Source organism: Enterobacter sp. SENG-6 (assembly GCF_001605945.1).
Taxonomy (GTDB): domain Bacteria; phylum Pseudomonadota; class Gammaproteobacteria; order Enterobacterales; family Enterobacteriaceae; genus Enterobacter; species Enterobacter cloacae.
In genome coordinates, this window is record NZ_LOMM01000019.1 from 51,065 (window position 1) to 71,953 (window position 20,889).

Annotated in this window: 24 protein-coding genes; 21 read left to right on the forward strand and 3 right to left on the reverse strand. The window is 56.1% G+C overall.

Going from position 1 to position 20,889, the window contains the following annotated elements; translation table 11 throughout:
• Positions 1-226: 226 nt before the first annotated feature.
• The 8 genes from mdcA (at position 227) to mdcH (ending at position 7,273) form a co-directional block, all read left to right on the forward strand.
• Complete coding sequence (gene mdcA, locus AX755_RS10825) at positions 227-1,882, forward strand: malonate decarboxylase subunit alpha (RefSeq protein ID WP_013099050.1); 1,656 nt, start codon at positions 227-229, stop codon at positions 1,880-1,882.
• Positions 1,882-2,739, forward strand: a complete 858-nt coding sequence (locus tag AX755_RS10830) for a triphosphoribosyl-dephospho-CoA synthase (protein ID WP_038981571.1) — start codon at positions 1,882-1,884, stop codon at positions 2,737-2,739. The genes mdcA and AX755_RS10830 overlap by 1 nt, the downstream gene beginning before the upstream one ends.
• A 9-nt stretch (positions 2,740-2,748) precedes the next feature.
• Complete coding sequence (mdcC, locus tag AX755_RS10835) at positions 2,749-3,048, forward strand: malonate decarboxylase acyl carrier protein (RefSeq protein WP_029882152.1); 300 nt, start codon at positions 2,749-2,751, stop codon at positions 3,046-3,048.
• Positions 3,041-3,874, forward strand: coding sequence for a biotin-independent malonate decarboxylase subunit beta (locus AX755_RS10840; protein ID WP_013099047.1), 834 nt, complete (start codon positions 3,041-3,043; stop codon positions 3,872-3,874). The genes mdcC and AX755_RS10840 overlap by 8 nt, the downstream gene beginning before the upstream one ends.
• Positions 3,874-4,674, forward strand: coding sequence for a biotin-independent malonate decarboxylase subunit gamma (mdcE, locus tag AX755_RS10845; protein ID WP_013099046.1), 801 nt, complete (start codon positions 3,874-3,876; stop codon positions 4,672-4,674). The genes AX755_RS10840 and mdcE overlap by 1 nt, the downstream gene beginning before the upstream one ends.
• Positions 4,675-4,797: 123 nt before the next feature.
• Positions 4,798-5,757 (forward strand): AEC family transporter, encoded by a 960-nt coding sequence (locus tag AX755_RS10850; protein ID WP_029882149.1) that lies wholly within the window; start codon positions 4,798-4,800, stop codon positions 5,755-5,757.
• Between the two features lie 2 nt (positions 5,758-5,759).
• Positions 5,760-6,377, forward strand: coding sequence for a malonate decarboxylase holo-ACP synthase (locus AX755_RS10855; protein ID WP_062856749.1), 618 nt, complete (start codon positions 5,760-5,762; stop codon positions 6,375-6,377).
• On the forward strand, positions 6,377-7,273 hold the full coding sequence (gene mdcH, locus AX755_RS10860) for a malonate decarboxylase subunit epsilon (RefSeq protein ID WP_062856750.1): 897 nt from the start codon (positions 6,377-6,379) through the stop codon (positions 7,271-7,273). The genes AX755_RS10855 and mdcH overlap by 1 nt, the downstream gene beginning before the upstream one ends.
• Positions 7,274-7,335: 62 nt before the next feature.
• Here the strand turns inward: mdcH and AX755_RS10865 are convergent, their stop codons facing one another.
• Positions 7,336-8,268, reverse strand: a complete 933-nt coding sequence (locus AX755_RS10865; RefSeq protein ID WP_013099042.1) for a LysR family transcriptional regulator — start codon at positions 8,266-8,268, stop codon at positions 7,336-7,338.
• A 15-nt stretch (positions 8,269-8,283) separates the two neighbouring features.
• Complete coding sequence (locus tag AX755_RS10870; protein ID WP_013099041.1) at positions 8,284-10,188, reverse strand: ABC transporter ATP-binding protein; 1,905 nt, start codon at positions 10,186-10,188, stop codon at positions 8,284-8,286.
• Positions 10,189-10,326: 138 nt separating this feature from the next.
• Between AX755_RS10870 and kefG the strand changes: the two genes are divergently transcribed.
• From kefG to slyD, 4 genes are all read left to right on the forward strand, one after another.
• Positions 10,327-10,878 (forward strand): glutathione-regulated potassium-efflux system ancillary protein KefG, encoded by a 552-nt coding sequence (kefG, locus tag AX755_RS10875; RefSeq protein ID WP_029882146.1) that lies wholly within the window; start codon positions 10,327-10,329, stop codon positions 10,876-10,878.
• Positions 10,878-12,683 carry a glutathione-regulated potassium-efflux system protein KefB gene (gene kefB, locus AX755_RS10880; RefSeq protein WP_062856751.1) on the forward strand — a complete coding sequence of 602 codons (1,806 nt, stop codon included), beginning with the start codon at positions 10,878-10,880 and terminating at the stop codon, positions 12,681-12,683. The genes kefG and kefB overlap by 1 nt, the downstream gene beginning before the upstream one ends.
• 13 nt (positions 12,684-12,696) lie before the next feature.
• A complete protein-coding gene (locus tag AX755_RS10885) occupies positions 12,697-12,897 on the forward strand; it encodes a YheV family putative zinc ribbon protein (RefSeq protein WP_013099038.1) in 201 nt (66 codons plus the stop codon).
• A 94-nt stretch (positions 12,898-12,991) separates the two neighbouring features.
• Complete coding sequence (gene slyD, locus AX755_RS10890) at positions 12,992-13,576, forward strand: peptidylprolyl isomerase (protein WP_013099037.1); 585 nt, start codon at positions 12,992-12,994, stop codon at positions 13,574-13,576.
• 51 nt (positions 13,577-13,627) lie between these two features.
• Here slyD and AX755_RS10895 read toward each other — a convergent pair whose 3' ends face one another.
• Positions 13,628-13,846, reverse strand: a complete 219-nt coding sequence (locus AX755_RS10895; protein ID WP_003861693.1) for a protein SlyX — start codon at positions 13,844-13,846, stop codon at positions 13,628-13,630.
• A 238-nt stretch (positions 13,847-14,084) separates the two neighbouring features.
• Here AX755_RS10895 and fkpA point away from each other — a divergent pair, with 238 nt between their 5' ends.
• The 9 genes from fkpA to AX755_RS10940 form a co-directional block, all read left to right on the forward strand.
• Positions 14,085-14,906, forward strand: coding sequence for an FKBP-type peptidyl-prolyl cis-trans isomerase (fkpA, locus tag AX755_RS10900; RefSeq protein ID WP_013099036.1), 822 nt, complete (start codon positions 14,085-14,087; stop codon positions 14,904-14,906).
• Positions 14,907-15,072: 166 nt separating this feature from the next.
• Entirely contained in the window at positions 15,073-15,795 is a 723-nt protein-coding gene (locus AX755_RS10905) for a helix-turn-helix transcriptional regulator (RefSeq protein WP_003861697.1), read from the forward strand.
• On the forward strand, positions 15,795-16,181 hold the full coding sequence (tusD, locus tag AX755_RS10910; protein ID WP_020686857.1) for a sulfurtransferase complex subunit TusD: 387 nt from the start codon (positions 15,795-15,797) through the stop codon (positions 16,179-16,181). The genes AX755_RS10905 and tusD overlap by 1 nt, the downstream gene beginning before the upstream one ends.
• Positions 16,181-16,540 (forward strand): sulfurtransferase complex subunit TusC, encoded by a 360-nt coding sequence (gene tusC / locus AX755_RS10915; RefSeq protein WP_013099034.1) that lies wholly within the window; start codon positions 16,181-16,183, stop codon positions 16,538-16,540. Before tusD ends, tusC begins: the two co-directional genes overlap by 1 nt.
• A gap of 7 nt (positions 16,541-16,547) precedes the next feature.
• On the forward strand, positions 16,548-16,835 hold the full coding sequence (tusB, locus tag AX755_RS10920; protein ID WP_013099033.1) for a sulfurtransferase complex subunit TusB: 288 nt from the start codon (positions 16,548-16,550) through the stop codon (positions 16,833-16,835).
• A gap of 124 nt (positions 16,836-16,959) precedes the next feature.
• A complete protein-coding gene (rpsL, locus tag AX755_RS10925) occupies positions 16,960-17,334 on the forward strand; it encodes a 30S ribosomal protein S12 (RefSeq protein ID WP_000246815.1) in 375 nt (124 codons plus the stop codon).
• A gap of 96 nt (positions 17,335-17,430) precedes the next feature.
• Positions 17,431-17,901 (forward strand): 30S ribosomal protein S7, encoded by a 471-nt coding sequence (rpsG, locus tag AX755_RS10930; protein ID WP_003861706.1) that lies wholly within the window; start codon positions 17,431-17,433, stop codon positions 17,899-17,901.
• Positions 17,902-17,997: 96 nt separating this feature from the next.
• The gene (fusA, locus tag AX755_RS10935) at positions 17,998-20,112 is read left to right on the forward strand and encodes an elongation factor G (RefSeq protein ID WP_029882142.1); all 2,115 of its coding nucleotides are present in this window, start codon (positions 17,998-18,000) and stop codon (positions 20,110-20,112) included.
• Positions 20,113-20,181: 69 nt separating this feature from the next.
• On the forward strand, positions 20,182-20,889 hold a 708-nt coding region (locus tag AX755_RS10940), incomplete at its 3' end, for an elongation factor Tu (protein ID WP_073971439.1).

Genomic DNA, 20,889 nt, shown 5'->3' on the forward strand with positions numbered 1-20,889 from the left:
GGGCGATGCTGATTCTTGTCAGAAATTTACTATACCTTCCGAATTGTACCCCGTTTAGCCTGGTTTTCCGAAGCATGAACTGATCCCGATCACAAATATTTACCTTGATTATTACTCTCAGGCTAATGATTCCACTCTACGCTTAATTGATGCCTTTTCCGCCAGGGTGCAGACTTTACTCAGCGTTAAGCAAATCAAAATGATGTGCTGAATCAGGAGGTTAATAATGTTATCTGGGCAAATACCCACCCGGCAATGGAACACCCGACGCAGCGAAAAAGCGCGTCGTCTGGCCTCCGTACCGGTGCAGGGCAAGGTTCTGCCAACCGGCGACCTTGTCGCCATGCTGGAAAAGCTGATCGCGCCAGGCGATAAGGTCGTTCTGGAAGGCAACAACCAGAAGCAGGCGGATTTTCTTTCCCGCTCGCTGGCCGAAGTAAACCCGCAAATTGTGCATGACCTGCACATGATCATGCCAAGCGTTGGCCGCAGTGAACATCTGGATATCTTTGAGAAGGGCATTGCCCGTAAGCTGGACTTCTCCTTCTCCGGCACACAGAGCCTGCGCATCTCCCAGCTGCTGGAGGATGGTCAACTCGAAATCGGTGCTATTCATACCTATATCGAACTGTATTCGCGTCTCTACGTCGACCTTTCACCAAACGTGGCGCTGATCGCCGGGTTTAAAGCAGACCGCAAAGGCAATCTCTACACCGGGGCAAGTACCGAAGATACCCCGGCGCTGGTGGAGGCCGCCGCGTTCCACGATGGCATCGTCATCGCACAGGTTAACGAGCTGGTGGACGACGAATGCGACCTGCCGCGTGTTGATATCCCAGGCTCCTGGATTGACTACGTGGTGGTGGCCGACAAGCCATTCTTTATCGAACCGCTGTTTACCCGCGACCCGCGCCTGATCAAACAGGAACATATCCTGATGGCGATGATGGCCATCAAAGGCATCTACGCTGAACACCAGGTGCAGTCTCTGAACCACGGGATCGGTTTTAACACCGCGGCAATTGAGCTGCTGCTGCCCACCTACGGTGAACAGCTCGGCCTGAAGGGCAAAATCTGTAAACACTGGACGCTGAACCCGCATCCGACGCTGATCCCGGCAATTGAAAGCGGCTGGGTGGAGAGCGTGCACTGCTTCGGCGGCGAACTGGGGATGGAAGAGTACATCCGCGCCCGTCCGGACGTCTTCTTCACCGGTGCTGACGGCTCCATGCGCTCCAACCGCGCCTTCTGCCAGCTGGCGGGCCAGTACGCGGTGGATATGTTTATCGGCTCAACCCTGCAGGTGGATGGTTACGCCAACTCCTCAACGGTGACCCGCGGTCGTCTCTCCGGCTTCGGCGGCGCGCCGAACATGGGCCATGATCCACACGGCCGTCGCCACGCCACTCCGGCCTGGCTGAACATGATCACCGAACCCGACCCGATGCAACGCGGTAAAAAACTGGTCGTGCAGATGGTGGAAACCTTCCAGGCGGGCGTGAAGCCCACCTTCGTGGAAAAACTGGACGCCGTTGACGTGGCGAAAGCCTCCGGCATGCCGCTGGCACCGGTGATGATTTACGGCGATGACGTCACCCACGTGCTGACGGAAGAGGGGATTGCCTACCTCTACCGGGCAAAAGATCTGGAAGAGCGTCGCGCCATGGTCGCAGCCGTGGCCGGTATCACCGATATCGGTCTGGGCGTGGATGCCAGACGCGTGGCGGAACTGCGCCAGAGCGGTAAGGTCGTGTACCCGGAAGACATGGGGATTCGCCGTACCGATGCCACCCGCTCTCTGCTGGCGGCGGGTAGCGTGGCTGACCTCGTTGAGTGGTCCGGCGGTCTCTACAACCCACCTGCGAAATTCCGGAGCTGGTAATGACACTTCTGCCCCAGATTCAGGTTGAAGGCGGTGCCGAATGGCTGGCGCGAACCGCCACGCAGTGTCTGATTGACGAAGCACGCTTAAGCCCGAAACCCGGTCTGGTGGACAGTCGGGGGAACGGCGCGCACCACGATTTATCGCTTGCGCTGATGGAGCGCTCCGCGCACAGCCTGACCTCCACGTTTCAGGCGCTGGCGCAGCAGAGCTGGCAGCGTCCGGCGGATATTGCCCTACGGCAAACCGTTGGCCGCCTTGGCCGTGAAGGCGAACGGCAGATGATGATCGCCACCGACGGCGTGAATACGCACCGTGGCGCAATCTGGGCGCTGGGACTGCTGGTGAGCGCGGTGGCGATGCTGGGCGGCGATGCCCGCGCGCAAACCGTCGCTAACACCGCCGCACAGCTGGCGAAACTCCCGGACGACGCCGCACCGAAGGTGTTCAGTAAGGGGTTACGCGCCACGCACCGCTACCGCGTACCGGGCGCGCGTGAAGAGGCTCAGCAGGCGTTTCCGCACATCATGCAGCGCGCGCTGCCGCAGCTTCGCCTGAGCCGTCTCAACGGCAGCAGCGAAACAAACGCCAGACTCGACGCGCTGATGGCAATCATGACTTCGCTCACCGATACCTGCGTGCTGTCGCGCGCCGGAATGGAGGGGCTGGACGCCATGCAGAACGGCGCCCGGGCGGTACTGAACGCCGGAGGATGCACAACGCTCGCGGGGCAGCAGGCGCTGGCGCGGTTAGATCGCCAGATGCTGACGCTCAATGCCTCACCGGGTGGTGCCGCCGACCTGCTCGCCGCCACGCTGTTTCTTGACCGTGTCGAAACGCCCTATTCAAAGCATTAAGAGGATGTTATGGAAAAAATCACATTGACCATGCCAGCCAGCCGCACGTTAAGCGGCCGGGCGCTGGCAGGGGTAGTTGGATCCGGGGATATGGAGGTGCTGTTCACCGCCGAACCGGGCCAGACCTTAACCATTGATATCACCACCTCCGTCGACAACAGCCGCGGACGCTGGGAGGCATTATTCAGCCGCCTGGAGACCGTCAGCAGTCTGCCCGCAGGCAAACTGACCATCCACGACTTTGGCGCGACGCCGGGCGTGGCGCGCATTCGTATCGAACAGGTTTTTGAAGGGGTGAGCCATGCGTGATGACAGCAGCTTTATCGAATTAAAAGCGCGCCAGCGTGCGCAGGCGTTGCTCGACGAGGGCAGCTACCGCGAACTGCTGGATCCGTTTGCAGGCATTATCTCTCCGTGGTTGGGGCCACAGGGCATTGTGCCGCAGGCCGATGACGGCATGGTGGTCGCGAAAGGGACTATCAACGGCCAGCCTGCGGTCGTCGTGGCGATTGAAGGCGCGTTCCAGGGCGGCAGCATGGGCGAGGTCTCCGGCGCGAAAATGGCCGCAGCGCTGGAGCTGGCGGCGGAAGATAACCGCAACGGCATTCCGACTCAGGCGGTGCTGTGCCTCGAAACCGGCGGCGTACGCCTGCAGGAAGCTAACCTCGGCCTGGCGGCGATTGCCGATATCCACGCGGCGATTGTTGACCTGCGTCGCTACACGCCCGTTATCGGGATTGTGGCCGGGACCGTGGGCTGCTTCGGCGGCATGTCCATCGCGGCGGCGCTTTGCAGCTACCTGATTGTGACCCGCGAAGCGCGTCTGGGGTTAAACGGTCCGCAGGTTATTGAGCAGGAAGCGGGCATTGAAGAGTACGACTCCCGCGACCGTCCGTTTATCTGGAGCATGACCGGCGGTGAGGTGCGCTATCAGAGCGGGCTGGTGGACGCGCTGGTCGGCGATGGCGTGAATGCGGTGAAAGCCGCGATGAACGAGGCCATCGCCAAAGGCGTCCCGGCAAAACATCGCACCGATAACTACGACGATTACCTGAACCGCCTGATGAATTTCGACACCCGCAAACAGGCCGATGCCGAACAGATTAACGCGCTTTTTGCCCGGGAGGTGAAATGATGAGTAACGCAATGAGCCGTGGCGAACGCTGGCTGGAAACCCTCGCCCCGAATGCTAAACGTATTGAGGGGCTGTGCCCGTCCGTGCAGGCGGCAGACGGCGAGCTGAACGGTGAAACGGTGCGTTTTATCGCCGTAGTGCCGGATGCCAACAACCACTTCCCGCGCGCGGCGAAAGGGGAAGTCGGCCTGCTTGAAGGCTGGACGCTGGCGAAAGTGGTCAGCGAAACCGTCGCGGCAGATGCTGATAAAGCCGTTAAGCGCCCGATTGTGGCGGTGATCGACGTCCCAAGCCAGGCTTATGGCCGTCGCGAAGAGGCGTTTGGTATCCACCAGGCGCTGGCAGGCGCTGCGGCCGCCTACGCCAACGCGCGCCTGGCGGGTCATGCGGTGATTGGCCTGATTGTGGGTAAAGCCATGTCCGGCGCGTTTCTGGCGCATGGCTACCAGGCCAACCGCCTGATTGCTTTTAACGATAAAGGCGTGCTCATCCATGCCATGGGGAAAGCGTCTGCCGCGCGGATCACCCTGCGCAGCGTGGAGGCGCTGGAAAAACTGGCCGCCACTATTCCACCTATGGCGTATGACATCAGCAACTACGCCACGCTGGGGCTGCTCTCGAGCCTGTTGGATATCAGCAACCCGGATGCCCCATCCGATAGCGACCTGACGCTGGTGAAAACCACCCTGCAACAGGCCATCAGTGACGCTCGTCAGGATCCGACGCTGAAAAGCCGTCTGGGTGCTGACAATCGCCGCAGCTCGGCGCTTGTACGCGAACGTATGCGCGCCAGCTGGTAAGTAAAAAGAGACCTGCCAGATGCACAACCTCACGGGCGTATCCGTTACGCCCGTGCGGGAAACTGCATCCTGAAAATAATAATCATCGCGCCAGTGCTACTTCTTTTTAATCACAGGTGATTTATGACTTACGTAATTGTTCATGCTCTCGCACCGATTTTCGTCATCATGCTGCTGGGATTCTGGGCCGGTAAGGCAAAGATGGTCGATAACAAAAATGTTTCCCTGCTCAATATCTTCGTCATGGATTTTGCGCTGCCTGCCGCGCTGTTCAGCGCGACCGTACAAACCCCGTGGACCGGCATCGTGGCGCAGTCGCCACTGATCCTGGTATTGACCCTGGCGATGTGGATCACCTACGCAGCCATCTATTTCCTTGCCACGAAGGTCTTTAAAAAATCCCCCCAGGATGCGGCCGTGCTGACGCTCACCGTCGCGCTGCCAAACTATGCGGCGCTTGGTCTGCCGATTCTGGGCAGCGTGCTGGGTGAAGGATCTACCACGTCTCTGTCTGTGGCGGTCTCTATTGCCTGCGGGTCCGTGCTGATGACGCCGTTCTGTTTGCTGATCCTGGAGCGGGAAAAAGCGCGCGCTGAGGGCAATACCTCCGGCTCAACCCTCTCTATGCTGCCGGTGCTGATGTGGCGATCCATTAAAAAACCGATCGTGATGGGGCCTCTGCTGGGCGTGATTTTATCCGCCATCGGCATCAAAATGCCGGAACTGGTCCTCTCTGCAATTAAACCGTTGGGGCTGTCTGCCACCGCTGCGGCGCTGTTCCTGACTGGGGTGATCCTCTCTGCCCGTAAGCTGCAGATCAACACCATGGTGATCACTTCCACCATCGCTAAGCTGCTGATCCAGCCAGCCATTGCCTGGGGTATCGTTTTAATCTTCGGTCTGCACGGCTCCGTGGCGATCACCGCCATTCTGATGATTGCACTGTCTGCGGGCTTCTTCGGGGTCGTGTTTGGTAACCGCTTTGGCGTGCAGTCACCGGATGCAGAAGCGGTACTGCTGTTAAGCTCAGTCCTGTGTATCCTGTCGCTGCCGCTGTTTATCTCGCTGACTTCAGGAATGTAATCATGACCACAACATTACGCCCCCACGACCTCATCTGGCTTACCTCGCGCGACGCGCTGGAAGGTATTACTGAAACCTGGGTGGATGCCGCCTGGCATACCGGCCTGCCGGTGGTGGTGCGGCGTGATGTTGATAACGATGACCGAATCCCCGTTGGCGTGCGCGGACTGCGCCGCGACCAGCGGGCGGCTGGATGGGTGAAGCCCGGGAATGTGTTACGCGTGGTGTCACCTGAAGAGCTGTGCGTCACCGCCGATCTGCTGCGTTCGCCGTTTGTCACCCAGCCACCGGTTCAGGTGGCGTTACAGCTTGCTCAGCAGTCGTGGCCTTGGACATGGGGCATAACCGGCAGCACCGGCTATGCGCTGGCGACCGGCATTCCGGTGATCCATGCCGACAGCGATCTTGATCTGCTGATCCGCGCCCCGCAGCCGATATCACCCGACGCGTTTACCGCCTGGCAGTCGCAGTTGAGTGGTGCGCTGTGCCGGGCTGATACCCAGGTGGATACACCAGAGGGGGGATTCGCGCTGGCGGAGTGGCTGCGCGATGGCAAAACGCTGCAGAAAACCCGCCGTGGGCCACGCCTGGTGGCAGACCCATGGCGCAGGGAGGAGTGATGAAAATACTGTTTACCTTTCCGGGGCAGGGTACGCAGCATGAAGGTATGCTGCAAAACCTGCCGGGAACGGAACTGGCTCAGGCGCGTGAGGTGCTGGGCAACGAAGTTGATACGCTGGACAGTGCCGCCTCGTTAACCCATACCCGTGCGGTTCAGCTTTCTCTGCTGATTGCTGGCGTGTCCTGGGCGCGCGAACTGGAGCGACGTGGCGTGTCGCCTGACATCGTCAGCGGTTTATCGATTGGCGCTTATCCCGCGGCGGTAGTAGCAGGGGCGCTGGAATTTACGGACGCCCTTAAGCTGGTGGCGCTGCGTGGCGATCTGATGGAACAGGCCTGGCCCCACGGCTACGGCCTGACGGCCATCATGGGCTTAACCCTGCCGCAGGTGGAACAGCTTATCGAGGGTAGCGGAACGTATATTGCTAACCTGAATGCCGAAACGCAGATCGTGATTGCCGGATCCGATGAAGGGATGGCGCAGGTGGCAAAACGCGCTCTGGAAAAGGGGGCGAGCAAAGTGCAAAGGCTGGCAGTCAGCGTGCCATCCCATTGTGAACTGCTGGCGAAGCCGGCACAAAAGCTGGCCTCGGCGTTTGAAGCGGTCACCCTTTCCCGACCGCGCTGTGCGTATCTGAGCGGCAGCACCGGACGCGTGCTCTGGCAGCCGGAGAAAATCGCGGACGATCTTGCCATGAACATGGCGCGCACCGTGCGCTGGCAGGAGGCGGTGATTGCCGCGAATGAACGTGAAGCCCGGCTGGCGATCGAGATGCCGCCCGGTGGCGTCCTGACCTGCCTGACACGTCAGGCGGCGTGGGAAGGGGAGACCATATCACTCGAGCGCAGCGGTGTGGATGTGGCGGTGCATCTGGCAGGAAGGCTTCGTGCGTGAATTTTTAGCCCGGTGGCGGCTACGCCTTACCGGGCCTACGGGTTCGGTTGCCTTGTTTTGTATCACACACTTTCCTGCAGGCTGCGCGCATACATCCGCCCTTCGGCGGCTAATGCCCGCAGGCTCGGGTCCTGCTCGCGGTTGCGGGCGAACACAATCGCGATAAGCTGCTGCATCTGGTACGGTTCTGCCAGCTTCAGTAGCTGCACCGAATTTTCGTAGACCTTCTTCATCCTGCCCGGCATCAGCGTAAAGCCGACGCCCGCCTGAACCAGGCTGAGCATTGAGAAAATGTCATTCACGCGGGTGACGATTTCCGGTTCAAATCCGGCGATATGAAATGCCTCCTGGAACCCCGCATAGGTGGCAAACCCTTCTGCCAGCGAGACAAATTTCTGATCTTTGTAATCGCGTAAATCCGCCAGCCCGCTGGTATTCAGCGTGGCAGAGGCAGGCGCGGCCAGGAAAATGTCATCATGAAACAGGGGGAGGACTTCAAGGCTGTTGCGGTCGATATTGCTTTCGGAAATCGAGATGAGGATCGCGTCCAGCGTACCGTCGTCAAGCATATGCAGCAACGTATCGTTAGAGCCCATGGTCAGATCCATCTCCAGATCCGGGCGACGCAGCTTCATGCCCATGATCAGGCGCGGCACGGTTTCCAGCGTCAGCGAGTAGAGCGTGCCGACGCGCAACCGTCCCTGACCAATACCGGCAACTTTACGGGACTCTTCCAGCCCGCGCTCCATCACCTGCATAACTTCCTGACAATACTCCAGCAGCGTCCAGGCGGACGGAAGGGCAATCAGGTTACGTCCCTTATGGGTAAAGAGCGGACAGCGAACGTTCTCTTCCAGAGTATGCAGTGCACGATGCACGCTGACGCCGCTCAGACCCAGCGTTTCGGCAGTACGCGCGATATTGCCCTTCTCCATAAACGTCATGAAGATGCTGAGCTTACGGAATGTAATGTCGCTCGTGATATCGAAACCCATAACCCTCCCGGCGTGTCAGTCAGCCTGCAGCATCGCTTCCAGCTGTTCCTGGGCATCCAGCCATGCCATTTCGCACTCTTCGAGGCTGGATTTGGTCTTCGCCTGGGTTTGCAGACAGTCGGTCAGCTCCGCTTTACGGCTCTGGTCATACAGTTCGCTGTCGCCCAGCTTCTCTTCAACGGCGGCAAGCGTGGCGTTGAGCTTTTCCATCTCTTTTTCGAGACGGGCAATCTCTTTACGCAGTGGTTGAGTCTGAGTACGCAGTTCAGCTTCACGACGCTTCTGATCTTTACGCGCCTGCGCGCTGTTGGCGTTCTCTTTCGCCGACTCTTCCGGCTGGTTCTCTTGCTTCTGCACGTCCGTCAGCCACTGCTGATAGTCTTCCAGGTCGCCGTCAAACGGCTCGACTTTACCGTCGTGCACCAGATAGAGATCGTCCGTGGTGGAGCGGATCAGGTGCCGATCGTGCGAGACCACAACCAGCGCGCCCTCAAACTCAATCAGCGCTTCGGTCAACGCCTGACGCATGTCAAGGTCGAGGTGGTTGGTCGGTTCATCGAGCAGCAGCAGGTTCGGGCGCTGCCAGACGATCAGCGCCAGCACCAGACGCGCTTTTTCGCCGCCGGAGAAACGCTCTGTGTTTTCAGTGACCTTATCACCCTGGAAGCCAAAGCCGCCGAGGTAGTCGCGCAGCTTCTGCTCCATCTCCTGCGGCGCCAGACGTGCCAGATGCTGGATAGGGGATTCATCCGCGCGTAAAAACTCCAGCTGATGCTGGGCGAAGTAGCCAAGCTTGATGCCTTTCGCCAGACCGATTTCGCCGCTTACCGGGTTAAGCTCGCCCGCCAGCAGTTTGATGAGCGTTGACTTACCGGCACCGTTACGCCCCAGAAGACCAATGCGCGAACCCGGCACCAGGTTGAGTTTGATGGAGTCGAGGATGATGCGATCACCGTATCCGGCGCTCACTTTTTCCATCTTCAGCAGCGGGTTTGGCAGGCTCTCCGGCTCGCGGAAGCTAAAGTGGAACGGGTTATCCACATGCGCCGGGGCAATCATCTCCATGCGTTCCAGCATCTTGATGCGGCTCTGGGCCTGCTTGGCCTTTGAGGCTTTGGCCTTGAAGCGGTCAACAAAACTCTGCAGATGCGCCACGCGCTGCTGCTGGCTTTCGTACATCGCCTGCTGTTGAGCGAGGCGCGTTGCGCGCTGGCGTTCGAAAGAGCTGTAGTTACCGGTGTACTCGAACATATTTTGCTGTTCGATATGAATGATTTTATCCACCACCGGATCGAGGAAGTCGCGGTCGTGGGAGATCAGAATCAGAGTGCCCTGATAGCTCTTGAGCCACTTCTCCAGCCAAATGACCGCATCGAGATCGAGGTGGTTGGTCGGTTCATCGAGCAACAGCAAATCGGAGCGGCAGATCAGCGCCTGCGCCAGGTTAAGACGCATACGCCAGCCACCGGAGAAGTCGCTGACGGGACGTTCAAGCTGTTCGTTGCTGAACCCCAGGCCGTGGAGCAGGCTGGAGGCGCGGGAGCGAATGGTCCACGCGTCGATGGCGTCCAGCTTGCCGTGGACGGTGGCGATGGCGTGGCCATCGTTGCGCTCGTTGGCGGCGTTCAGTTCCGCTTCCAGCTTACGGTATTCACGATCGCCATCAATAACATAGTCGAGCGCCGGCTCACTCAGGGCGGGCGTCTCCTGGTTTACCCAGGCGAGCTGCCAGTTTCCCGGATAAGTAAAGTTACCGCCATCCGCGCTAATCTCGTTTTTCAGCAGCGCCAGCAGGGTGGATTTACCGCAGCCGTTTTTGCCGACCAGACCCACTTTTTGACCTGGATTAATGGTGGCGGTGGCGTTATCCAGCAGGACGCGCACGCCGCGGCGAATTTGTAACGAGGAGAAAACAATCATAGAAGCGCCGTATGTTCCGACTATGTTAATTTGTCATTATGATAATGTAAGGTGTGGGCCATTTTCCGCACCGGGCCGCCATGGTAGCCCAAAACAACGACGATACACAAAAACAGAAACAGAACCGGGAGGGGAGTGATGTCTCAGACAGCAAAAGTGCTGCTGCTGTATGCCCATCCGGAATCTCAGGACTCGGTGGCAAACCGCGTCCTGCTTAAGCCGGCTACTCAGCTCAGTAACGTGACGGTGCACGATCTCTACGCGCACTACCCTGATTTCTTTATCGATATTCCGTACGAGCAGGAATTGCTGCGTCAGCATGATGTGATTGTGTTCCAGCATCCGCTCTATACCTATAGCTGTCCGGCCCTGCTGAAAGAGTGGTTGGATCGGGTGCTGAGCCGGGGGTTTTCCAGCGGGGTGGGGGGCAACCAACTGGCGGGAAAGTACTGGCGTAGTGTGATTACCACCGGTGAGCCGGAGAGCGCCTACCGCTACGATGGCCTTAACCGTTATCCGATGAGCGATATCCTGCGACCGTTTGAACTGACGGCGGCGATGTGCCGAATGCACTGGATGAGCCCGATTATTGTCTACTGGGCACGGCGTCAGGATCCGAAGGCGCTGGCGAGCCACGCCAGAGCGTACGGAGAATGGCTGGCATCACCGATTCCGGCAGGAGGGCGTTAATGGAAGGATCGAATTTACTCCTCGCCGGGGTGCTGTTTTTGTTTGCCGCGGTGGTGGCTGTACCGTTGGCCGCACGGCTCGGTATTGGCGCGGTACTCGGGTATCTGCTGGCGGGGATCGCGATTGGCCCCTGGGGGCTGGGATTCATCAGCGATGTCGATGAAATTCTCCATTTCTCCGAGTTGGGTGTGGTCTTCCTGATGTTCATCATTGGCCTGGAGCTTAATCCGTCAAAGCTGTGGCAGCTCCGACGCTCTATCTTTGGCGTTGGCGCGGCGCAGGTGCTGTTCAGCGCGGCCATTCTGGCCGGATTGCTGATGCTCACTGACTTTTCGTGGCAGGCGGCGACCATCGGCGGTATTGGCCTTGCCATGTCCTCAACGGCGATGGCATTGCAGCTGATGCGGGATAAGGGCATGAACCGCAGTGAGTCGGGGCAACTGGGCTTTTCGGTGCTGCTGTTTCAGGATTTAGCGGTGATCCCGGCGTTAGCGCTGGTGCCGCTGTTGGCCGGGCCGGGTGACGATCACTTTGACTGGGCAAAAGTCTCCATGAAGGTGCTGGCTTTTGCGGGCATGCTGATTGGGGGGCGTTTTCTGCTGCGGCCGGTGTTCCGCTTCATCGCCGCGTCAGGCGTGCGTGAGGTGTTTACCGCCGCAACGCTGCTGCTGGTATTAGGCTCTGCGCTGTTTATGGACGCGCTGGGGCTGTCGATGGCGCTGGGTACGTTTATCGCCGGGGTGCTGCTCGCCGAGAGCGAATACCGCCACGAACTGGAAATTGCGATCGAACCCTTTAAAGGGCTGCTGTTAGGGCTGTTCTTTATTTCGGTGGGCATGGCGCTCAATCTCGGTGTGCTCTATACCCATCTGCTGTGGGTTATTGTGAGCGTGGCTGTGCTGGTGGCGGTGAAAACGCTGGTGCTGTATGTCCTGGCGCGTATATCCGGGCTGCGCAGTTCGGAACGTATGCAGTTTGCCAGCGTGCTAAGCCAGGGGGGAGAGTTCGCGTTTGTGCTGTTCTCTACGGCATCGTCCCAGAAACTGTTCAAAGACGATCAGATGGCGCTTCTGCTGGTGACGGTCACGCTGTCGATGATGACCACGCCGCTGCTGATGAAGCTGGTGGATAAACTGCTGTCGCGCCGCTTAAACCCGGCTGACGATGAAGACGAAGCCCCGTGGGTGGAAGACGATAAGCCGCAGGTGATTGTGGTGGGGTTTGGCCGCTTCGGGCAGGTGATTGGTCGTCTGCTGATGGCGAACAAAATGCGCATCACGGTGCTGGAGCGGGATATCAGCGCGGTCAACCTGATGCGCAAATATGGTTACAAGGTTTACTACGGCGATGCGACGCAGCTCGAACTGCTGCGATCCGCAGGTGCCGAGGCGGCTGAGTCGATCGTCATAACCTGTAACGATCCGGAAGATACGATGAAGCTGGTCGAACTCTGCCAGCAGCATTTCCCGCATCTGCATATTCTGGCGCGTGCGCGGGGACGTGTTGAAGCGCACGAACTGTTGCAGGCGGGTGTGAAACACTTCTCGCGTGAGACGTTTTCCAGTGCGCTTGAGCTGGGGCGCAAGGCGTTGATTTCGCTGGGTATGCACCCGCATCAGGCGCAGCGGGCCCAGATGCACTTCCGACGGCTGGATATGCGAATGCTGCGCGAGCTGATGCCCGTACACACGGATACGGCGCAGATTTCCCGCGTGCGGGAAGCGCGTCGCGAGCTGGAGGAGATTTTCCAGCGCGAGATGCAGCAGGAACGACGCCAGCTGGACTGCTGGGACGAATTTGAATAAAGGGTAACCAAATATGGCTGTACGTAAACGCTTTATTGCGGGCGCAAAGTGCCCTTCCTGCCAGGCGCAAGATACTCTGGCAATGTGGCGTGAAAATAATATTGATGTTGTTGAGTGTGTTAAGTGCGGCCACCAGATGCGTGAGGCCGACAAAGAAGCACGCGATCATGTGCGCAAAGAAGAGCAAGTGATCGGCATTTTTCATCCGGACTAGCGATATGCCCTGAGTTTTTTTAAGCTAAAGGGTACACGGGTGCAGATTTCCGCTACAATCTGCGCCAGCAATTTTCCCACGCTCAGGAGATATCATGAAAGTAGCAAAAGACCTGGTGGTCAGCCTGGCCTATCAGGTACGTACAGAAGACGGTGTGTTGGTTGATGAGTCTCCGGTGAGTGCGCCGCTGGACTACCTGCATGGTCACGGTTCCCTGATTTCCGGCCTGGAAAACGCGCTGGAAGGTCATGAAGTTGGCGATAAATTTGACGTTGCTGTAGGCGCGAACGACGCATACGGCCAGTATGACGACAACCTGGTTCAGCGCGTTCCTAAAGACGTGTTCATGGGCGTTGACGAACTACAGGTTGGCATGCGCTTCCTGGCGGAAACTGACCAGGGCCCGGTTCCGGTTGAAATTACTGAAGTTGAAGACGACCACGTTGTGGTTGATGGCAACCACATGCTGGCTGGCCAGAACCTGAAGTTCAACGTAGAAGTTGTCGCTATCCGTGAAGCAACCGAAGAAGAGCTGGCTCATGGCCACGTTCACGGTGCGCACGGTCACGACCATGACCACGATCACGGCCATGACGGCTGCTGCGGTGGCCACGGCCACGACCATGGTCACGACCACGGTAAAGGTGGTTGCGGTAACGGCGGCTGTGGCTGCCACTAATTCCGTATAACGGAAAATAAAAAAGCGGGATTATCCCGCTTTTTTTTCGCCTCAATAGTGAGGTGGTGGCGTCTCTTCAGACTGTGAGGCGATGTTTGACGGCTGCGTAGCCTTCAGCTTTTCCGTCAGCAGGCGCATATGATCCCGCAGTTTCGCCATTTCGAGTTCATGCGCGGTCACGGTCTGGTTAAGCTCTTCGATGGTGATGTCCTGAAAAGCCAGGCGGCTTTCCAGTTCAGCCAGTCTCGCTTCAATCGTTGTGTCCTTCATCATTCACCTCGTCTGTTTCTGATTCGCCATAATGGGCCAGCGGCGGCGAAGTTTAACTGAGTTTGTTCCTTAGTGCAGTATCCATCCCTTTGGCAAGAAACTTATTTAAACAAAAATAGTCTTAAAAGTGGCGAGAATCGGGAGAGTCTGTCTGTAGATTTCTTCCACAACGTTTTATAGTACGTAGCTCATTTACGTTTAATGCTGGGGTGAGAGTCCCCAGGCCCTGGAGATATGGATGAAATCACTGTTTAAAGTAACGCTGCTGGCGACGACGATGGCTGTTGCGCTGAACGCGCCGCTGTCCTTCGCTGCTGATACTGCTGCGAAGCCTGCTGCAACTGCAGACAGCAAAGCGGCGTTCAAAAATGACGACCAGAAATCTGCCTACGCACTGGGCGCATCTCTGGGTCGTTACATGGAAAATTCTCTGAAAGAACAAGAGAAACTGGGCATCAAACTGGACAAAGCTCAGCTGATCGCGGGTGTTCAGGATGCGTTTGCTGATAAGAGCAAACTGTCTGACCAGGAAATTGAACAGACTCTGCAGGCGTTCGAAGCGCGTGTGAAAGGTGCCGCTCAGACGAAGATGGAAGCGGACGCGAAAGACAACGAAGCGAAAGGCAAAGCCTACCGCGATACCTTTGCTAAAGAGAAGGGCGTAAAAACCTCTTCTACCGGCCTGGTATACAAAGTTGAGAAAGAAGGTACCGGTGATGCACCGAAAGACAGCGATACTGTCGTGGTGAACTACAAAGGTACGCTGATCGACGGTAAAGAGTTCGATAACTCCTACACCCGCGGTGAGCCGCTCTCCTTCCGTCTGGATGGTGTGATCCCAGGCTGGACCGAAGGTCTGAAAAACATCAAGAAAGGCGGTAAGATCAAGCTGGTTATCCCACCGGATCTGGCCTATGGCAAAACCGGCGTTCCGGGTATCCCTGCCAACTCTACGCTGGTGTTTGACGTAGAGCTGCTGGATATCAAACCGGCACCGAAAGCCGATGCGAAACCAGAAGCGCAGGCAGATCAAAAAGCTGCCGCAGACGCGAAGAAGTAATGTGATGAAAACCGCCGCCTTTAAGGCGGCGGTTTTTTTTATTGTGGGGCAGATATAATTAACACTGGAAAGTGCCAGGTACGCTGTATTAATTTAGTTGTCCGTGTAGATAATGAGCCTGCCCTGAAAACCTAACGACAGGCTCCTGAAAAGGAGTGTTTTTTTCATGTCCAGGTCGCTTTTAACCAACGAAACCAGTGAACTTGATTTGCTGGATCAACGTCCTTTCGACCAGACCGACTTCGATATTCTGAAATCCTACGAAGCGGTGGTGGACGGGTTAGCGATGCTCATTGGGTCCCACTGCGAAATCGTATTGCACTCCCTGCAAGATCTGAAGTGTTCCGCCATCCGCATTGCTAATGGTGAGCATACTGGCCGTAAAATTGGTTCGCCAATTACCGACCTTGCATTGCGTATGCTGCATGACATGACCGGCGCGGACAGCAGCGTCTCCAAATGCTATTTCACTCGCGCCAAAAGCGGCGTGCTGATGAAATCAGAAACCATTGCTATTCGAAATCGCGAGCATCGTGTGATCGGACTGCTGTGCATCAACATGAACCTTGATGTGCCATTCTCGCAAATCATGAGCACCTTTATTCCGCCTGAAACGCCAGACGTGGGCTCTTCTGTTAACTTTGCCTCTTCAGTTGAGGATCTCGTCACGCAGACGCTGGAGTTCACGATTGAAGAGGTGAATGCCGATCGCAACGTATCGAATAACGCCAAGAACCGTCAGATCGTGCTGAATCTCTATGAAAAAGGCATTTTTGATATCAAAGACGCCATCAATCAGGTGGCTGACCGCCTGAACATTTCCAAACATACGGTCTACCTCTATATTCGCCAGTTCAAAAGCGGTGATTTCCTGGGGCAAGATAAGTAATGCGTTTTGCGTTAATGGTGACAGGCCCGGCGTATGGCACTCAGCAGGCCAGCAGCGCGCTGCAATTTGCCCAGGCGCTGCTAAAAGCCGGACACGAACTGGTGAGCGTCTTCTTCTATCGGGAAGGGGTCTATAACGCGAACCAGTTTACGTCGCCGGCCAGCGATGAGTTTGATCTGGTGCGCGCCTGGCAGGCGTTAAATGAGACGCAGGGTGTTGAATTGCATATCTGCGTGGCAGCGGCCCTGCGTCGCGGTGTGGCTGATACAACCGAAGCCGCGCGTCTTGGTTTAGCCGGTTCCAACCTGCAGCCCGGATTTTCACTAAGTGGTCTGGGCGCGCTGGCGCAGGCTGCGCTCACCTGTGACCGAGTGGTGCAATTCTGATGAAACGCATCGCGTTTGTTTTTACCACTGCCCCGCACGGTAGCGCATCGGGCCGAGAAGGGCTGGATGCGCTGCTCGCGACATCTGCATTGACCGAGGAGATCGGCGTCTTCTTTTTAGGGGACGGGGTGTTTCAGCTTCTGGCGGGCCAGCAACCGCAGGCGATTTTGATGCGGGATTACATCGCCACCTTTAAAGTGTTGCCGCTGTACGACATTGAAACCTTCTATGTGTGTGCCGACTCGCTGGCCGCTCGCGGATTAGATGAGAAGACGCCTTTTGTTCTGGATGTCACGTGCCTGTCTTCTGCTGCGCTGCGCGAACAACTCTCTCACTACGACACTGTTCTGACTTTCTGAGGCTGCCATGCTCCATACCCTGAGCCGCTCACCGTGGCAATGTGATATCGACACGCTACTGAGCATGCTGCGCGAAGGTGATGACCTGCTGCTGATTCAGGATGGCGTACTTGCTGCGCTGGAAGGCAGCCGTTTCGTTGAAATCCTTACAAATGCCCCCATAACTGTCTCTGCGCTAAAGGACGATCTGGATGCGCGGGGTCTTTCTGGTCAAATTTCAGCCAAAATTGACGTGGTTGGCTATACTGATTTCGTCAATCTTACTGTGACGCACGCCAGTCAAATGAACTGGTGATTTGAGATCGCTGTATATTTCTTGACACCTTTTCGACGTAGCCCTAAAATTTCGCGTCCTCATATTGTATGAGGTCGTTTTATTACGTGTTTACGAAGCAAAAGCTAAAACCAGGAGCTATTTAATGGCAACAGTTAACCAGCTGGTACGCAAACCACGTGCACGCAAAGTTGCAAAGAGCAACGTGCCTGCGCTGGAAGCATGCCCGCAGAAACGTGGTGTATGTACTCGTGTGTATACCACCACTCCTAAAAAACCAAACTCCGCACTGCGTAAAGTATGCCGTGTGCGTTTGACTAACGGTTTCGAAGTGACTTCCTACATCGGTGGTGAAGGTCACAACCTGCAGGAGCACTCCGTGATCCTGATCCGTGGCGGTCGTGTTAAAGACCTTCCGGGTGTTCGTTACCACACCGTTCGTGGTGCGCTGGACTGCTCAGGTGTTAAAGACCGTAAGCAGGCTCGCTCCAAGTACGGCGTGAAGCGTCCTAAGGCTTAATGGTTCTCCGTTAAGTAAGGCCAAACTGATTTATCTTAATGTCAAACTAAACTCGTAGAGTTTTGGACAATCCTGAATTAACAACGGAGTATTCCCATGCCACGTCGTCGCGTCATTGGTCAGCGTAAAATTCTTCCAGATCCGAAATTCGGATCAGAACTGCTGGCAAAATTTGTAAATATCCTGATGGTAGATGGTAAAAAATCTACTGCAGAAGCAATCGTATACAGCGCGCTGGAGACCCTGGCTCAGCGTTCTGGTAAAAATGAACTGGAAGCTTTCGAAGTCGCTCTCGACAACGTTCGCCCAACTGTAGAAGTTAAGTCCCGCCGCGTTGGTGGTTCTACTTATCAGGTTCCAGTTGAAGTTCGTCCGGTTCGTCGTAATGCCCTGGCAATGCGTTGGATCGTTGAAGCTGCTCGTAAACGCGGTGATAAATCCATGGCTCTGCGTCTGGCGAACGAACTTTCTGATGCTGCAGAAAACAAAGGTACTGCAGTTAAGAAACGTGAAGACGTTCACCGTATGGCAGAAGCCAACAAGGCGTTCGCACACTACCGTTGGTAATCCCTTCGGAGTATTAGTCACCAGGCGGGCGCTTCAGAGAAGCTGCCCGCTCTGGGTTACTTAACTGAACGCCTAAAGAAACAAACGAGGAATCAAATGGCTCGTACAACACCCATCGCACGCTACCGTAACATCGGTATCAGTGCGCACATCGACGCCGGTAAGACCACTACTACCGAACGTATTCTGTTCTACACCGGTGTAAACCATAAAATCGGTGAAGTTCATGACGGCGCAGCCACCATGGACTGGATGGAACAGGAGCAGGAGCGTGGTATTACTATCACCTCCGCAGCGACTACTGCATTCTGGTCAGGTATGGCTAAGCAGTACGAACCGCATCGCGTAAACATCATCGACACCCCAGGGCACGTTGACTTCACCATCGAAGTAGAACGTTCCATGCGTGTTCTTGACGGCGCGGTAATGGTTTATTGCGCAGTTGGTGGTGTTCAGCCACAGTCTGAAACCGTATGGCGTCAGGCGAACAAATATAAAGTTCCACGCATCGCGTTCGTTAACAAAATGGACCGTATGGGTGCTAACTTCCTGAAAGTTGTTGGTCAGATCAAAACCCGTCTGGGCGCGAACCCTGTTCCGCTGCAGCTGGCAATTGGTGCTGAAGAAGGCTTCACCGGCGTTATCGACCTGGTGAAAATGAAAGCCATCAACTGGAACGATGCAGACCAGGGCGTTACCTTCGAATACGAAGATATCCCGGCTGAGATGCAGGACCTGGCTGACGAATGGCACCAGAACCTGATCGAATCCGCTGCTGAAGCTTCTGAAGAGCTGATGGAGAAATACCTGGGTGGTGAAGAACTGTCTGAAGAAGAGATCAAAAAAGCTCTGCGTCAGCGTGTTCTGAACAACGAAATCATCCTGGTAACCTGTGGTTCTGCGTTCAAGAACAAAGGTGTTCAGGCGATGCTGGATGCGGTAGTTGACTACCTGCCATCCCCGGTTGACGTTCCTGCGATCAACGGCATCCTGGACGACGGTAAAGATACTCCGGCTGAGCGTCACGCAAGCGACGACGAGCCGTTCTCTGCACTGGCGTTCAAAATTGCTACCGACCCATTCGTGGGTAACCTGACCTTCTTCCGCGTTTACTCTGGTGTGGTTAACTCCGGTGACACCATCCTGAACTCCGTGAAAGCGGCGCGTGAACGTTTTGGCCGTATCGTACAGATGCACGCTAACAAACGTGAAGAGATCAAAGAAGTTCGTGCGGGCGACATCGCTGCAGCTATCGGTCTGAAAGACGTGACCACCGGTGACACCCTGTGTGACCCGGATCACCCGATCATTCTGGAGCGTATGGAATTCCCTGAGCCGGTAATCTCCATCGCGGTTGAACCAAAAACCAAAGCTGACCAGGAAAAAATGGGTCTGGCTCTGGGCCGTCTGGCGAAAGAAGACCCATCATTCCGCGTATGGACTGATGAAGAATCTAACCAGACCATCATCGCAGGTATGGGTGAACTGCACCTGGACATCATCGTTGACCGTATGAAGCGCGAGTTCAACGTTGAAGCGAACGTGGGTAAACCTCAGGTTGCTTACCGCGAAGCGATTCGCGCGAAAGTTACCGATATCGAAGGTAAACACGCTAAGCAGTCTGGTGGTCGCGGTCAGTACGGTCACGTTGTGATCGACATGTACCCACTGGAGCCGGGCTCTAACCCGAAAGGTTACGAGTTCATCAACGACATCAAAGGTGGTGTAATTCCTGGCGAATACATCCCTGCCGTTGATAAAGGCATCCAGGAACAGCTGAAAGCGGGCCCTCTGGCTGGCTATCCGGTTGTTGACATGGGTATCCGTCTGCACTTCGGTTCTTACCACGACGTTGACTCCTCTGAACTGGCGTTTAAACTGGCAGCGTCTATTGCCTTTAAAGAAGGCTTTAAGAAAGCAAAACCAGTTCTGCTTGAGCCAATCATGAAGGTTGAAGTAGAAACTCCTGAAGAGAACACCGGTGACGTTATCGGTGACTTGAGCCGTCGTCGCGGTATGCTGCGCGGTCAGGAATCCGAAGTAACTGGCGTTAAGATCCACGCTGAAGTTCCGCTGTCTGAAATGTTCGGATATGCAACTCAGCTGCGTTCTCTGACCAAAGGTCGTGCATCATACACCATGGAATTCCTGAAGTATGATGATGCGCCTAACAACGTTGCTCAGGCCGTTATTGAAGCCCGTGGTAAGTAATCCACAGGATTAAAACCTAAGTCCCGTGCTCTCTCCTGAGGGGAGAGCACTATAGTAAGGAATATAGCCGTGTCTAAAGAAAAATTTGAACGTACAAAACCGCACGTCAACGTTGGTACTATCGGCCACGTTGACCATGGTAAAACTACCCTGACTGCTGCAATCACTACCGTTCTGGCAAAAACCTACGGTGGTTCTGCTCGTGCATTCGACCAGATCGATAACGCACCAGAAGAAAAAGCTCGTGGTATCACCATCAACACCTCTCACGTTGAGTATGACACCCCGACTCGCCACTACGCACACGTAGACTGCCCAGGCCACGCCGACTATGTTAAAAACATGATCACCGGTGCTGCGCAGATGGACGGCGCGATCCTGGTAGTAGCTGCGACTGACGGCCCAATGCCTCAGACTCGTGAGCACATCCTGCTGGGTCGTCAGGTAGGCGTTCCTTACATCATCGTGTTCCTGAACAAATGCGACATGGTTGATGACGAAGAGCTGCTGGAACTGGTAGAGATGGAAGTTCGTGAACTGCTGTCTCAGTACGATTTCCCAGGCGACGATACCCCAATCGTTCGTGGTTCTGCTCTGAAAGCGCTGGAAGGCGAAGCAGAGTGGGAAGAGAAAATCATCGAACTGGCTGGCTACCTGGATTCTTACATCCCAGAACCAGAGCGTGCGATTGACAAGCCATTCCTGCTGCCAATCGAAGACGTATTCTCCATCTCCGGTCGTGGTACCGTTGTTACCGGTCGTGTAGAGCGCGGTATC